The organism is Taibaiella lutea (assembly GCF_008629695.1).
GTDB lineage: Bacteria > Bacteroidota > Bacteroidia > Chitinophagales > Chitinophagaceae > Taibaiella > Taibaiella lutea.
This window is the reverse complement of record NZ_VWSH01000004.1, coordinates 217528-233669: the sequence shown is the minus strand read 5'-3', so window position 1 is coordinate 233669 and position 16142 is coordinate 217528. Positions and strand designations below refer to the sequence as shown.

The window sequence follows — 16142 nt, the reverse complement described above, 5'->3', positions numbered from 1 at the left end:
AAGAAATTCTTTTACTTGAACTTGTATAAAACAATCTTGTTTTAGTATTTTACTTTTGATTGAAGAAATAAACAATCAGCATAATGCATTTTTCACTTCCTATGTTTTTAGGCACGTGAGGAAGTCTTCCATCAAAGAATAAGGAGTCTCCTTCACTTAGTTGATATTTTTCTCCGTTAATCAAATACTCGCATTCTCCCTGGATAATATATTTATATTCAAAGGCTTCTGTTGAAACCTCATCTCTTTTTGAATTTTTATTGAGCTCGAGAATTACAAAATCAAGTGTCGAGGCGGTTACGTTCTTTACAAAAATCCTTTTATATAAAAATCCTTTTGCATCTTCCTTGGTGAAAGATTCATAATCTTTTTTGCGCTGAACCAGAATCTGTGGTGTTTGCACATTCAATCCTTCAAAAAAACTGCTGACTTCCATTTCTAAAGACTGAATTATACCAAATAATACGGGCAAAGACGGGATGCTGCGTCCGTTTTCAATCTGAGAAATTAACCCTTTGCTTACGTTGGATCTATCGGCAAGTTCCTGTACGGTCAATCGTTTTTCAAGCCGGTATTCTTTTATACGCCTGCTTACTTCTAATAAAAAAGCTCCTTCCATGTTTAGTATTTATAAACTGCAAAGATATCAGAACTCGATGCATCTTGCAAGCTGTTTAGTATTAATTAATCAAGATGCCTTTTGCAAATCAGATTTTACAGGTATTGAATAGCAATGTTTGTACAAAACGTTCAATATCAACGCTTCTTCAAATACCGTTAATCGATTCAAAACGACAACTCATTGAATCATAGGTACTTTTAGAACATTCTTCTTCAGGATGATTTTCTCTTGTCAGAACTTTATTGTTACAATTTAACCAAACCAACTTATCCGTTAAAAGAGCAATAATGTTAAGTTCATTTGCAACTCCATTAAGCTATTTACCTAACCCCTATATGAGGCGGAAAATTTTTCAATACCCAAAATCAGGCGATTATAAAACTGACTTTTGGGGTATTCATTCTATGGAATTACATCCATCCGGCATTGCGATTGCTCCGTGGTCAGGGTATTTAGCAATTTGTACTTATGATGCATATACTTCAGATGATAAGCCGACAGGCCATCTTTTTATATGGAAAAAGCTGACAGATTTCTGCAATTATAAAAAAGCTAATTATCATTATTCCATGGATCGCCCGCAATCGGTAGCGTTTGACAATAATGAAACACTTTACGTTTCATCCCCGGAAAATGGAACTATTCATTATACAGAAGATATAAATATTGCGCCTGACAAAATGTTCCGGCTTGATGCAAATGCGACTAACAATGCTACCAATCCCAGAGGCATGGCCTTCAACGATGACAATGAAATGTATGTGATGTGCAGTAATAAGAGTTCGGGCAGAAATGCAAGTATCGTAAAAGTGAATAATCCTGCTAATCCCGATTTACGGCAAATGCAGGAAATGTTAAACTCAGAGCAATCAGAACCGGGAGCTTTAGCTCTTGCCATTTGGGGCGATAAACTTTATACGACAGACTTAAACGGGCTTGCGAAAAGAACTTCTGTAAACAGGTATGCAATTGATGAAAATATTCTGGTCAACAAAAAATCAATGCCCGATTCCTGCGGACATGCAGGCATGACAATGGACATAACCTCAGATGGAGATAAGGTTTATTTTACCAATCTTGTAGACGGAAATGCTTATGTAACACAATGGGATGTCAATTCACTTAGTCCTAATCCGACAAGAAATTTTAAATTGGGATCTGATGCAGGACAATATACAGCCTGGGGAATTGTTGTTTATGAAGGATTTATTATTGTTGCAGACACTGCAAGAAATCAGGTGAAAATTATTCAGGAAACACAATTAGAATATTAATAATCACAAGAATCTTATTTCATTTATAATAGCCCCTATAAAGATTGATCACTTGCTGAAACAGAAAACAAAAAACAGGAGCCTCTATAGGCTCCTGTTTCTATTTATAATCCGTAAAAATTATTTTACTTCTTCATAATCGGCGTCAGCAACATTATCTCCGCCATTATTAGCGTTTGCTTCCTGGCCTTGATCAGCACCCGGAGTTGCACCTGCATCTTGTCCTGCTTTGTAAATTTCTTCACTTGCAGCAGACCATGCAGTGTTTAATGCTTCCATAGCGCTGTCTAAAGCATCATAGTTTTGATTTTTATGTGCTTCTTTCAATGTTTCCAAAGCGCTTTCGATAGCTGCTTTTTTATCAGCAGGAATCTTGTCGCCATATTCTTTCATTTGTTTTTCTGTATTGAAGATTAAGCCATCAGCCATATTCAGTTTTTCAACTTGTTCGCGGATTTTCTTATCACCTTCTTCGTTAGCTTTCGCTTCGTTCTTCATTTGCTCGATTTCTTCCTTGCTCAAACCTGAACCTGCTTCGATACGGATGTTTTGTTGTTTACCTGTTCCTTTATCTTTTGCAGTTACGTTCAGGATACCATTGGCATCAATATCGAAGATAACTTCAACCTGAGGAACACCACGCGGAGCCGGAGGAATACCATCCAGAATGAAACGGCCTAATGATTTATTCTGATTTGCCATCGGGCGCTCACCTTGCAATACATTGATTTCAACACTTGGCTGGTTATCACTTGCAGTAGAGAAAGTTTCGCTTTTCTTGGTTGGGATAGTTGTATTTGCTTCGATCAAACGAGTCATAACACCACCATAAGTTTCGATACCGAAAGACAATGGCGTAACATCCAACAACAATACATCTTTCACATCACCGGTCAATACACCGCCCTGAATAGCCGCACCAACTGCTACAACCTCATCAGGGTTTACGCTACGGTTTGGTTTTTTACCAAAGAATTTTTCAACTACTTCCTGAATTTTAGGGATACGGGTAGAACCACCTACAAGGATGATTTCGTCGATATCGGAAGTTCCGAGACCTGCATCTTTCAATGCTTTGCGGCAAGGTTCCAAAGTACGTTCGATCAGGCTGTCAGCCAATTGCTCGAATTTAGCACGGGATAGTTTACGAACCAAGTGTTGCGGAACACCGTCAACAGCAGTGATATAAGGTAAGTTGATTTCAGTTTCCTGAGAAGAAGACAATTCTACTTTTGCTTTTTCAGCTGCTTCTTTCAAACGTTGCCAAGCCATCGGATCTTTATGCAGGTCCATTGTAGGCATATCTTTTCTGAATTCTTCAGCCAACCAGTCCATGATAACTTTATCGAAATCATCACCACCTAAGTGCGTATCACCATTAGTAGATTTTACTTCGAAAACGCCGTCACCCAATTCAAGGATAGAAACGTCGAAAGTACCACCGCCAAGGTCAAATACGGCAACTTTAGAATCTTTATGTTGTTTATCCAAACCATAAGCCAATGCTGCAGCTGTAGGTTCGTTGATAATACGGCGAACATTCAGACCTGCGATTTCGCCTGCTTCTTTAGTAGCCTGGCGTTGCGCATCATTGAAATAAGCCGGAACAGTGATAACTGCTTCTTTAACTTCTTGTCCAAGAAAATCTTCTGCTGTTTTCTTCATTTTCTGAAGCACCATTGCAGAAATTTCCTGTGGAGTATATAGACGGCCATCGATGTCAACACGGGTAGTATTGTTATCACCTTTTACCACCTGATAGGCGTTATGGGTCATTTCATCTTTAACCTCATCAAAGCGGCGGCCCATGTAACGCTTGATAGACATAATGGTTTTGGTCGGGTTGGTAATTGCCTGACGTTTTGCAGGGTCACCTACTTTACGTTCGCCATTTGCCAAAAATGCTACAATAGAAGGGGTCGTGCGACGGCCTTCGTCATTTGCAATTACTACAGGTTCGTTACCTTCCATTACGGAAACGCAAGAGTTCGTAGTTCCTAAGTCAATTCCTATTATTTTGCTCATAATTATGTTGATTATTCTGGTGTTTTTTATACACCAATATTTTAAATGTCGTTTTCAGTTATAGTGTCAACTTATATGCCATTTTTCAAAAAAATGCAACATTGTCAGTTATTATGACAAGAATTTAAATTATTCATTTTCAATCCGCTAAAATTGCACTTCATCTTTGACTTTATATGTCTTTTTGTTAATCTGTTGTTCGGATTTATGTCTTTTCGTCAATTTTATGCCTTGCTTATATATGCGTAATAAAACGAATAGTTTTGCGTTTGGTTCATTACTACAGTTATAACGCAGTATTTTAATTTTACTTTAGATTTTTGATTTACCTTAAATTTGCAATCTGAAATAAAGCCGTCCTACTTTGCATCTGAATTTTAAGATTTTCCGATATACCTTTTTATTGATTTTAATAATAATAACCTCGCTGACAGGACGTGCGCAGGTAATGAATAATAATTTCGGGACAAATCCACAGAACGGTTTCGATCCTAATAATCCTACTAACCTTTCTGATTCTGCCAAAAACAAGCTGAACAAAGAATGGAAAGAAGAAAGTGCTGTCATTTATTATAATACCTTAAATTCTGCCAAAGCAAAGTACCTTGATTCCTCTTTGAGTAATTTTCATCATTATCAACCTATTCAACCTTGGTGGGGCAAAGATTTGGGAAATTATGGCACAGCAATAAGAAACCAGTTTTTTACACCTGTCACACCTATAGGACTCAGTTTAGGATATCATGCCTATTACATGTATATGATGACATTAGACAGCCTCAGATTTTACAATACCACCCGTCCCTACTCTTCCTTTCAGTACCTGCTTGGAAGTAAACTGGAGCAAAATGCCTCTATTTTACATACTCAAAACATCAATCCTTTCTGGAATTTTGCTTTCAATATGCGTTATAACAGCGCAGCAGGTTTTTACAAATTGCAAAAAGCCAACAACCTTTCATTTTCTTTCAATACAAATTATTTAAGCCCTAATAAACGTTATTACGTAGCCTCAGGTATTATTTACAATAAATTCAGACAAGATGAAAACGGCGGTGTACAAGATGTCAGTCAGCTGGGCGACCCATTATATTCCAAGCGAACCACAATGGAAGTCAATCTGCCGCAAGGAAGCTCGCAAACTTCGGCAGCGGTTACAAATGCGGAAAGCGTCTTTGATTTTTACATTCAGAACAATTATTCCTTCGGTAAAACAGATACCCTTTATAATCAGGACTCGACAGGTATGAGCCTGGAATTTACGCCAAGGTTCCGCATCAAGCACCAATTATTATTACACAGCGATAAACATACTTTTCGTGATTCCGATCCCGATTCTGCAAGATATGCTGACGCTAAAATTGCAAATCACAAATTTCTGCCAACCGATACCGTTTTCAATACACAAAGTCAGTTTTACATTGATAACAAATTCAGTTTGAATGGTTTTATAGGCAAACTTAAAGAGTTAGTTGAAATTGAAGCCGGTGTTGGAAATAGGATCGATTTTTTTAATACAAACTACGCTACAGGAAAAGATAAACTGAACAGCGTCGGTAATTACCTTTTCGGAGAAATTAAAAAAGAAGCTTTTAAAACCGGGCAATGGGAATATCAGGCTAATGCTCAATTTTTCCTGACGGGTGACGCAGTTGGTAACTTTAATATAAATGGTTCTATCGGAAAGGATTTGGGGAAATGGGGCAATTTTTCTGCCGGTTTTAAGCAAAACCTCAGCAACGCCCCTTATACCTTCACAACTTTTAATACCGACTTTTATAAGAACAATTATTCTTTGGGAAAAGTAAGTGTTACGCAGCTTTGGGCAAAGACCATCATACCTAAAATAAAGCTGGAATTAGGGCTAAATAATTCATTGATATCCAACTATATTTACTATGATGAAACCAATACGGTTCAGCAGGAAAGCACTGCATTTTCAGTCTTACAGGTTTATGGAAGAAAGGATATAAAACTGCGTGCATTCCATTTCAATAATGAGGTTGTATGGCAAAAAGCAACCAGTGCACCTGTTAACTTACCTGACATTTTAATCCGGTCTCAGTTAGGCATAACTACGCCTTTATTTAAGTCGGCATTGATAGTATCTTCCGGTTTGGAAGCAAGGTATCATACACCTTATTATTCAGATGGTTATACACCTTATTACAACCAATTTGTCTACCAGACAACTACTAAAATAACCAATGTTCCGGAAGTAATGGCTTATTTCAATTTTAAAGTAAAAACCTTCAGAGCATTTGTAATGTTTGACCAGTTACAGCAGTTATTTACTGAAAATGCCATTAATGCAGCTCCCAATTATCCTGCACCCAATACAATGTTCAGGTTTGGTTTTAACTGGATAATGATTAATTAAGAGGAAAGCTCTAATCGTTGACTATGAGAAAAAAAGTCATTTCAACTGCTATTATACTGTCCATCATAGGATGCCTTTTAATATTTTCTTGGACAATGATTTTAGTTGATAATTATGTCATACGATGGCGTAATGTTACGGGCCTGATATTATTTATTCCTTTGCCTATATTGATTATAAAAAAATATAGTTTAGTGGTCCTTGCAACCGGAATTTATTTACTGTTAGGCTCTTTTAGGTTATTATCCTTAGTTCCAGGTGTTTGGGAAAGCTCTGTTAGCGTGGGGAAATTTGAAATTTCCGGATTTGACTGGTTATCTTTAGTGCTTTTAATTCTTTATTTTATTCTTCACATAGATATACTGATTAATATAGAATTAGATTACAAAGAAAGAAGAGCAAAAATGCGCAATGATGTGAAATAATGAATACATACTTGATAAAAATAATGACATGAATATAGAAAATGATGAAATACTGAACGAGGAAGAATGGGACGACGATGACAGTTCAGAGGAAGAAGGTGAAAACGAAGGCAAGCGAGGCCCTGTCGAAAAACTGCGCATCAAGCTTACCGGCAAACAGGAAGCATTAAGGATTGATAAATACCTGATGAATAAAATTGAAGGCGCAACCCGCAATAAAATTCAGCAAGGCATTGATGAGGGTCTGGTATTGGTAAACGGAGAAAAAATAAAATCCAATTATAAAGTAAGGCCATTTGACGAAATTGTTGTTTTCGACAACCGCGAAACAATACCGACTGACATTATTCCGGAAGAAATTCCATTAGATATTGTTTATGAAGATGATGATTTAATGATAATCAATAAACCGCCCGGAATGGTTGTGCATCCTGGCAGTGGTAATTATACAGGGACTTTGGTAAATGGAATTGCCTGGTATCTGAATCCTGCTGAAGATAAAAACAGGATTATTGATTTGCCGCGTGTCGGTCTTGTACATCGTATTGATAAGGATACCAGCGGTTTATTGCTTATTGCTAAAAGTGAAATTGCGATGCAGGAACTTTCTGCACAATTTAAAAAACATACTGTTTACAGAAGATATGTAGCATTAACATGGGGTAGTTTTGAAGAAGATGAAGGTACTATTGATGCGCATATTGGCAGAAACTTACGGTTTCGTAAAAAAATGGATGCTTTTCCCGATGGTGATTATGGTAAACATGCCATCACGCATTTTAAAGTTCTGGAGCGTTTTCATTATGTTTCGTTACTCGAATTCAGGCTTGAAACAGGCCGTACCCATCAAATCAGGGTTCATACCCGCTTAGTAGGACATCCGTTATTCGGTGATATGACTTATGGCGGTGACAAAATTGTAAAAGGAACAGTTCATGCCAAATACAAACAATTTGTGGACAATTGCTTTAAGATTCTTCCGAGGCAGGCGCTTCATGCACGTGAATTGGGTTTTATCCATCCAACCACCAAAGAAGAAATGCGTTTTGAATCACCGATTCCTGATGACATGCAGGAAGTAATTGACAGATGGAGAAAATATGTTACAGGTAAGTAAAGCTCAAAAATCGAATTCCAAATACCAAATCTAATATCTAAAATCTGGCATCTACTATCCAATCAAATACCACCTTTGTAAAAAAAATCAGTGCTCAACTCGGATTTGACTACTGCGGCATTGCACGTGCACAAAGGCTGGATGAAGATGCCCGGCGACTGGAAACCTGGCTTAGTAAAGGTTTTCACGGAAAGATGGGATATATGGAACGTAACTTTGACTTACGGGTTGATCCTGCCAAACTGGTTCCCGGCGCCAAATCGGTTATTACGCTTTTATTGAATTATTATCCTGAAGAAAAACAGAATCCGGAAGCTCCTAAAATTGCCAAATACGCTTTCGGCATGGATTATCATGATGTAATCCGGGCAAAAATGAATGAATTTCTGTTTGAATTAAGGAATGAAATCGGAGATATTGACGGCCGCGGCTTTGTTGACAGCGCACCGGTGCTGGAACGGAGCTGGGCTGTTAAAAGCGGCTTGGGCTGGGTTGGTAAAAACGGGAATCTGATAAATAAACAAAACGGTTCTTTCTTTTTTATTGCAACCTTAATAACAGATCTGGAATTAGTGGCAGACGATCCGTTTGCCAGAGATTTTTGCGGCAGTTGCACCCGGTGCATAGAAGCCTGTCCTACAGATGCAATTGGCTCCAATGCTGTCATTGATGGCAGTAAATGTATTTCCTACCTTACTATCGAATTAAAAGACGAACTTATTGCTCCTGAATTCAAAGACAAAATGGAAGGCTGGATGTTTGGCTGCGATATTTGTCAGGATGTCTGCCCCTGGAACCGTTTCTCCAAACCAAACCATACCGAAGCTTTTTTGCCTATACCGGAACTGCTGAATTTAAATACGGCCGAGTGGGAGGAAATGGATGAATCAACCTTCAAAACGTTATTAAGAAATTCGCCTATAAAACGCAGTAAATGGAAGGGAATTCAGAGAAACCTGAAATTTCTTCCGGCCAAATTATAGAACTACATGAAAATGCCTTATATTGTGAAGGCATAATTGCAGACATTTGCTTTAACCTTTTATTAATCTATGAGGATTCATTCTCGTAGGTAAAAAATTAATTTTAGTTCAATGAAAAAAATTTATTCTTTATTGCTCCTGGCGTTTGGAGCGTTTGGTGTTGCACAGGCTAACCCGGGAGATACGACGATTGTTGTTTGTCAACAAAACAAACAGATGGATTGGCCTTCTGCCGGAACCCCTTATGATACAGCTGTAGTTTTCCCTGATGGTTCCAAAACTTACCGCAAAATATTATTAGAATTTACTTTAGGTAAATATGCATGTCCGGGATACGACCCTTCAAATCCCGGCGAAGGTGCCGGCCAGACAGGTTGGTGTGGCGATTGGGATTATGATGTACACACGCTTGTATTAGCACCAACTGATACATTGGAATTGGCAAGATTCATTACACCGTATGCCAATACGAATTTCCCGAGAACTCCTTTGACATGGAGACATCCTTATGTATTTGATGTAACGGATTACTATCCATTGTTAAAAAACAATGCCTTTCTGAGAATTAAATACAATGGTTATTCAGGTGGTTTTACAGGAAGTGTAAGATTTATCTTTATTGAAGGAACACCTCCGAGAGATGTTGTAAAATTGGAATCACTATGGGTTAAATCTTCTCCTTATGGTAATACATCCAATCCGATATCAACTAATATTACAGAAAAAACATTGGTAATGCCTGGTACGGCGGTATCTGCCGAAATGAAACTTATAATTACCGGACATGGTGGTGATAACACGGCAAACTGCGCAGAGTTCTGTAAAAAATGGTATCAGGTAATGGTGAATGGCAGTATGAACGAACAAAAAGATATCTGGAGAGATGATTGCGGTTCTAATTTCTTATATCCTCAATCCGGTACCTGGATCTATGACAGAGGTAACTGGTGTCCCGGCGATCTTGTACACGACAATATCCACAAAATGCCTGCTACCGTTACGCCAGGTTCTACTTTTACTACAAACCTGAACTTCCAATCGTATACTTCCGGTAATAACGGTGCAAGCTATAATGTTGCTGCAGGTATGTTCTATTATGGTGGATTCAATCATACTGTTGATGCAGGTATTGAGAATATTGTAAGCCCAAGTACTTTGGAAGCAAATTACAGATACAATCCTGTTTGCGGACAACCTGTAATTAATGTTAAGAATTTTGGCAGTAGCACTTTAACTTCTATCAAATTCTCTTACGGCGTAGTTGGACAAACTATGGCTTCCTATACATGGACCGGCAGCATGGCTTCTTTGAATGCTATGGATATTACTTTGCCATCCATTCCCGAATTGAAAAATGTAACCGGTACCAATCAATTTACGGTTTCTATCGTAGAGGCAAATGGTGCTGCTGATCAGGATAACTTCAACAACACAATGACCACTGCTTTTGAAGCAGCTCCAAAATGGAGTGGCGGCCACTACAGAGTAGACTTCAAAATGTCAAGTAATTATAGCGGACAAATTAATAAAACCAACTGGACGCTTAAAGATATGGATGGCAACACCATTGCTTCCAGACAAGGTACAGCTTCTTCTGCTACTTATGCCGATACTTTCCATTTAGCTAACGGATGTTACCGTCTGGATGTTGAAAATACAACAGGCGCAGGATTGGCGTTTTTTACTGCAATGACCACAAAAGGTTACTTCAGAATTTATAACCTGGGTACAGGAAATAAAATGGATTTGCCAAAAACCGACCTTGGCAATCCAGGTTTGGAAGGTAACTTCGGAAATGGCTTCACACAATACTTCACTGTTCAGAATTCTGAAGTAGTTGGTGTTGGCGAAATTGAAAAATCTACCTTCAGCATGGGCGTTTATCCTAACCCTGCAAAAGATGCAATACATATAGAAGTATTGGGCCAGCTAAAAGAAAAAGCACAGATTCAGCTAACTAACATTGTCGGACAAGTTGTTTACAAAAATGAAACAAAAGACCAGAATGTGTATATCAGTACTGAAAACATACCTAACGGCATTTATCTTTTAAGTTATACTGTTGGTGATGTGAAAAAAGTTGAGAAAGTAATTGTTTCAAAATAAAATCATTGATTATCTAAAGGTTGATATAACAAAGCCCCGAAATTTCGGGGCTTTGTTATATCAACTCAATAAAATACGCCCTCACCATTGCATGTTTGACAATTTTACAGTAGGTTTGGGATTGATTTTTATAAATAAAAAACATACATGGGATTATTTACACGGAAACCATTGGATTTATTATTAGCTGAATCTTCGGAAAGTGAGCATGGCTTAAAGAAGACCTTAACGGCAAAGTCTCTTATAGCTTTGGGAATCGGAGCTATTATAGGTGCGGGCTTATTTTCCATTACCGGAATGGCTGCTGCCAACTATGCCGGTTCTGCCATTACCATATCATTTGTAGTAGCAGCATTGGGATGTGCATTCGCAGGACTTTGTTATGCTGAATTTGCTTCTATGATACCTGTTGCCGGCAGTGCATATACCTACTCTTATGCCACAATGGGTGAATTTATTGCATGGATCATCGGTTGGGATTTGGTATTGGAATATGCCGTGGGCGCCGCTACTGTAGGTATCAGCTGGAGCCGGTATTTTGTAAAATTCCTGGAAGGATTTGATATCCATTTGCCCCTTTCAATGACTGTCGGCCCTTGGGATGGCGGTATCATTAACCTCCCCGCGGTATTTATTGTAGTATTAATGAGTTTATTGCTTATAAAAGGAACCAAAGAAAGCGCTACCATCAATGGTGTTATTGTTGCCATTAAAGTAGCGGTAGTGCTGATATTTATCGTCCTCGGCTGGCACTATATTTCTTATTCAAACTACACTCCTTATATGATTCCTGAAAACACACCAGGTCATGAAGGTTTCTTTGACCATGGTTGGGGCGGTATAATAAGAGCGGCCGCAGTTGTTTTCTTCGCTTATATTGGTTTTGATGCGGTGAGTACCGCAGCCCAGGAAGCTAAAAATCCTAAAAAAGATATGCCGATTGGCATTTTAGGCTCTCTTGCGGTGTGTACCATTCTTTATATCCTGTTTGCGCATGTAATGACAGGCGTTACGCATTACAGTACTTTTTCCGGTAAAGACGGTATTGCGCCCGTTGCCGTTGCAGTGGAACATATGGGGAAAGTAAACGCTGCCGGTGCTCTTGTACCTGATTACCCATGGCTTAACAGAGCTATTGTCGTTGCCATTTTGGGAGGGTACGCTTCTGTAATTCTTGTAATGCTGATGGGACAAAGCCGTGTTTTTTACTCTATGAGTAAAGATGGCTTATTGCCTAAAGTTTTCTCAGATGTACATCCGAAATACCGCACTCCGTTTAAAAACAATTTGCTGTTTTTAGTTTTTGTCAGCCTTTTTGCTGCATTTGTACCTGCCCGTGTTGTGGGAGAAATGACAAGTATCGGAACGCTTTTCGCTTTTATTCTTGTTTGTATCGGAGTGTGGATTATGAGGGTAAAGATGCCGGATGCGCCAAGAGCTTTTAAGACTCCTTTGGTTCCTTTGGTTCCTATTTTGGGGATTGCAGTTTGCTTCTTTATGATGGCATTTTTACCTTTAGACACATGGATTCGCTTGGTAGTGTGGATGATGATTGGTATAGATGTTTATTTATTATACGGCATGAAAAACAGCTTTTTAAACAATAAAGCATTTGACGTAAAAAGTTATAAGACCGTTTCCCTTTCAGGGCTTTTCATGGGAATAGCGCTGATCATTATTGCATTGGCCCATCATTATACGGCATCGGAGCCGGATACCGGGTTATTCTATTTCTCCGTTATTTTTGCTGCTGTTCATATTTTGCTTTATGGCGTCAAGAGCGTCCAAAAGAAAATAAACTAATACAAAAGAGGGCTGTTTCTGGCAGCCCTCTTTTGTAACTTATTTGTTATATCCAAAGCTTACCTCCCTTTGTTAAACATAAATCTCTTGTATTTATGCCTTGTATCTATTAGCTTTGGTGAAAAGGTATAACCAATAATAAATGTCTTCCGATAACCCCACTATAAATACGTTTCAGTACCTGAGAGATGGTGGCGAAATGGGCAAGCTGATTCGTGCCTATGACTGGTCTGAAAACGTACTTGGCAAACCTGAATACTGGCCTCAAAGTTTATTGACCACATTAAGTATCATGCTCAATTCCCGCTTTCCCATGTTCTTGTGGTGGGGGCCTGATTTGATTCAGTTTTACAATGATGCTTACCGTCCCAGTCTTGGTAATAATGGCAAACACCCTACAGCTATAGGGCAAAGAGGCGAAGATTGCTGGCCTGAAATATGGCCCATTATTAAACCTTTGATAGACCAGGTAATGTCGGGAGGCTCTTCTACTTTCAATGAAGACCAGCTGATACCAATTTACAGGAACAACCGCCTTGAAGATGTTTACTGGACTTTTAGTTACAGCAGGGTGAATGATGAGAGTGGTAATCCCGGCGGCGTATTGGTCATTTGTTCCGAAACCACCAGACAGGTGCAGGCACATCATGAACTGCTGAACGCAAAGAATGAACTCGATTTCGCACTTGATGCAGCCGATCTCGGCACCTGGGATTTAAATCCTTTAACGGGTAGTTTTGTAGGTAATAGCCGACTAAAGGCGTGGTTTGGCCTGAATGCGGACAGCGAAATTGAACTGTCGGAAGCATTGGAAGCAATTGTGCCATGTGACAGGGAACGCGTCCGTGAGGCAATAAAGCAAGCTTTGACTTATGAATCCGGCGGCCATTATGACATAGAATACAGTATTGTAAATATAGAAACTGCAGCATCCCGGAACATCAGGGCAATGGGTAAGGCCATATTCAATGCTAATAAAGAAGCTATCAGATTAAGCGGCATTATTCAGGATATTACTCCTGAAAAAACAGTTTCTGAGCAATTAAAAGAAAGTACCCAACGCCTTGAAATGGCACTTGACGCTGCCAACCTGGGCTCTTTTGACCTTGACTTTACCACCGGCAATATGATTTGCAATGCCCAATACAAGGCCAATTTCGGCTATCCGGCAGATGCTCCTTTCAATTTACAATTGTTTATTGATGCTATTCTTCCGGAGTATATGCCGGAAGTTGTGGCTTTGAGAGACAAAGCCATTGCGAATAAAACGCTGTATCATGCCAAATATCCGGTAAGATGGCCCGATGGCAGTATTCATTGGATAAGTGTTCACGGTAAACCTTATTATGGACGTGATGGTAAGGCTATAAGAATCATTGGTGTTTCCAATGACATTACCCGTCAGGTAAATGCGCAAAAAGAACTGGAACGTATTTATGAACAAGCCCGCCTCTCGAAAGAAGCAGCGCAGCTTGGCACCTTCGATTTGGACCTGCAAAAAGGCACAATGGAATGGGATGAACGTTGCCGTACCTTATTCGGTATCAGCCATGCTGATCCTGTCAGCTATGAAAAAGATTTTCTCGCGGGATTGCACCCTGATGATAAAGAACGCATTCACAAAAAAATAGAAGAAGTTTATATAAAATCGGTCAGCAATGGTGATTATGATGTGGAATACAGAACTATAGGCCTCGATGATAAAAAACTGCGCTGGGTAAGAGCCAAAGGCAAAACTTACTTCGACGAACAGGATAAGCCGTTACGTTTTATCGGTTCCGTACTGGACATAACCGAACAAAAATCTGACGAGCTACGCAAGAATGATTTCATCAGTATGGTGAGCCATGAACTGAAAACGCCTTTGACATCCGTGAAAGCATACATCCAGATGTTGATGGAAATAGAATTGGCGAAAGATGAATTCATGAAGCAGGTATTGAAAAAAGCAGACAATCAGGTGAAACGCATGGGTTCGCTTATTGATGGCTTCCTGAATGTTTCCCGTCTCGAATCGGGCAAATTACTGCTCAATAAAGAACATTTTAACCTGAATGACTTAATTGAAGAAATCAAGGACGATGCAAGTCTTATATTTTCGTCACACGTTATTAAAACAACCCATTGCGACACTTTTACAGTGAATGCAGATAAAGAAAAAATAGGCTCCGTTATTTTAAACCTTTTAAGCAATGCAGTAAAATATTCGCAAAAAAACAGTGCTATACACATAGATTGTTCGGAACACAATGGTATGGTTAAGATAAGCGTACACGATGAAGGCATAGGCATTAATGAACAGGATATAAAAAAGCTTTTTGACAGATTTTACCGCGTGGAAAACAATCAGAACCGTTTCATCTCCGGCTTTGGTATAGGTTTATATTTGTGTGCTGAAATCATTCAGGGGCATGGAGGCAATATATGGGCGGAAAGCACACCGGATAAAGGCTCTGTATTTCACTTTACACTTCCGCTTCTTAATTAAGATTACCTCCGGCAAGACCTGTTTGCTACTATCTTTTTGATTAAATTTGCCGCTTTGACCTGAAGCAGATTCCAGGTTCCGTGAAGCAACTGAATATGAATAATGATAATGACATTATGCGCTTAGCCAAGCGCATGGCGCATCTTGGTATATGCTCACGCCGCGAGGCGGATGGTTATATTGTGAAAGGATGGGTGAAGGTAAATGGTGAAGTCATTACAGAAAAAGGCCATAAAGTAACCGAAAGCGATAAGATTACACTAAATCATCAGGGGCAGCAACAACAATCAAACCGGGTTACAATTATTCTTAATAAACCTGTAGGCTATGTAAGCGCCCAGCCTGAAAAAGGTTACAAAGCGGCTGCAGAGCTAATTACGCCACAAAATCACTGGCAGGAAGATAAAAGCAATATCAGGTATAGCGATCAGCACAAATATGGCCTTGCTCCTGCAGGAAGGTTGGATATTGATTCTGTGGGTTTACTGGTATTGACACAGGATGGTGTTGTTGCCAAACAGCTTATTGGTGAAAACAGCGGTATCGAAAAAGAATATCTTGTAAGAGTAAGAGGTACAATGGTACCGAATGGTTTGAGCTTATTGAACCATGGTTTAAGTCTTGATGGTGAAAAGCTGCGCCCCGCAAAAGTTACTATCCAAAACGAAGATCAGTTACGTTTTATACTCAAACAAGGAAAGAAACGTCAGATACGCAGAATGTGTGAATTGGTGGGTTTGCATGTAATAGGACTGAAAAGAATCAGGATGGGGAACGTGCGATTGGGAGAATTACCCCCGGGCAAATGGAGATACTTGAGGGAGAATGAAAAATTCGGATAAATAGTAAAGCCCGCTTTTATAAAGCGGGCTTTACTACCAATAGATTTGACTACTTTTTAAAAGTTGTCAAACCTATA

Annotated in this window: 11 protein-coding genes; 9 read left to right on the top strand and 2 right to left on the bottom strand. The window is 39.1% G+C overall.

Annotated features, from left to right (window positions below; genetic code table 11):
- Window positions 1-49 precede the first annotated feature (49 nt).
- On the bottom strand, window positions 50-619 hold the full coding sequence (locus F0919_RS15895; RefSeq protein ID WP_150033780.1) for a helix-turn-helix domain-containing protein: 570 nt from the start codon (window positions 617-619) through the stop codon (window positions 50-52).
- 290 nt (window positions 620-909) lie between these two features.
- Between F0919_RS15895 and F0919_RS15890 the strand changes: the two genes are divergently transcribed.
- Window positions 910-1896, top strand: coding sequence for an NHL repeat-containing protein (locus F0919_RS15890; RefSeq protein WP_150033779.1), 987 nt, complete (start codon window positions 910-912; stop codon window positions 1894-1896).
- A gap of 120 nt (window positions 1897-2016) precedes the next feature.
- On the opposite strand, the gene dnaK is transcribed toward F0919_RS15890, so the two are convergent.
- Window positions 2017-3921 (bottom strand): molecular chaperone DnaK, encoded by a 1905-nt coding sequence (dnaK, locus tag F0919_RS15885; protein ID WP_150033778.1) that lies wholly within the window; start codon window positions 3919-3921, stop codon window positions 2017-2019.
- A 403-nt stretch (window positions 3922-4324) separates the two neighbouring features.
- On the opposite strand from dnaK, the gene F0919_RS15880 reads away from it, so the two are divergent.
- From F0919_RS15880 to F0919_RS15845, 8 genes are all read left to right on the top strand, one after another.
- Window positions 4325-6301 carry a putative porin gene (locus F0919_RS15880; protein ID WP_150033777.1) on the top strand — a complete coding sequence of 659 codons (1977 nt, stop codon included), beginning with the start codon at window positions 4325-4327 and terminating at the stop codon, window positions 6299-6301.
- A gap of 23 nt (window positions 6302-6324) precedes the next feature.
- Window positions 6325-6726: a hypothetical protein gene (locus F0919_RS15875; protein WP_150033776.1), complete on the top strand. Its 402-nt coding sequence runs from the start codon at window positions 6325-6327 to the stop codon at window positions 6724-6726.
- Window positions 6727-6754: 28 nt separating this feature from the next.
- Window positions 6755-7843 (top strand): RluA family pseudouridine synthase, encoded by a 1089-nt coding sequence (locus tag F0919_RS15870; RefSeq protein ID WP_150033775.1) that lies wholly within the window; start codon window positions 6755-6757, stop codon window positions 7841-7843.
- A 44-nt stretch (window positions 7844-7887) separates the two neighbouring features.
- Window positions 7888-8826 (top strand): tRNA epoxyqueuosine(34) reductase QueG, encoded by a 939-nt coding sequence (queG, locus tag F0919_RS15865; protein WP_150033774.1) that lies wholly within the window; start codon window positions 7888-7890, stop codon window positions 8824-8826.
- 111 nt (window positions 8827-8937) lie between these two features.
- Complete coding sequence (locus F0919_RS15860; RefSeq protein WP_150033773.1) at window positions 8938-10932, top strand: peptide-N-glycosidase F-related protein; 1995 nt, start codon at window positions 8938-8940, stop codon at window positions 10930-10932.
- Between the two features lie 147 nt (window positions 10933-11079).
- Window positions 11080-12735 (top strand): amino acid permease, encoded by a 1656-nt coding sequence (locus tag F0919_RS15855; protein WP_150033772.1) that lies wholly within the window; start codon window positions 11080-11082, stop codon window positions 12733-12735.
- Between the two features lie 142 nt (window positions 12736-12877).
- Window positions 12878-15223: a PAS domain-containing protein gene (locus F0919_RS15850; RefSeq protein WP_150033771.1), complete on the top strand. Its 2346-nt coding sequence runs from the start codon at window positions 12878-12880 to the stop codon at window positions 15221-15223.
- A gap of 95 nt (window positions 15224-15318) precedes the next feature.
- The gene (locus F0919_RS15845; protein ID WP_150033770.1) at window positions 15319-16065 is read left to right on the top strand and encodes a pseudouridine synthase; all 747 of its coding nucleotides are present in this window, start codon (window positions 15319-15321) and stop codon (window positions 16063-16065) included.
- The last annotated feature ends 77 nt before the right edge of the window (window positions 16066-16142 follow it).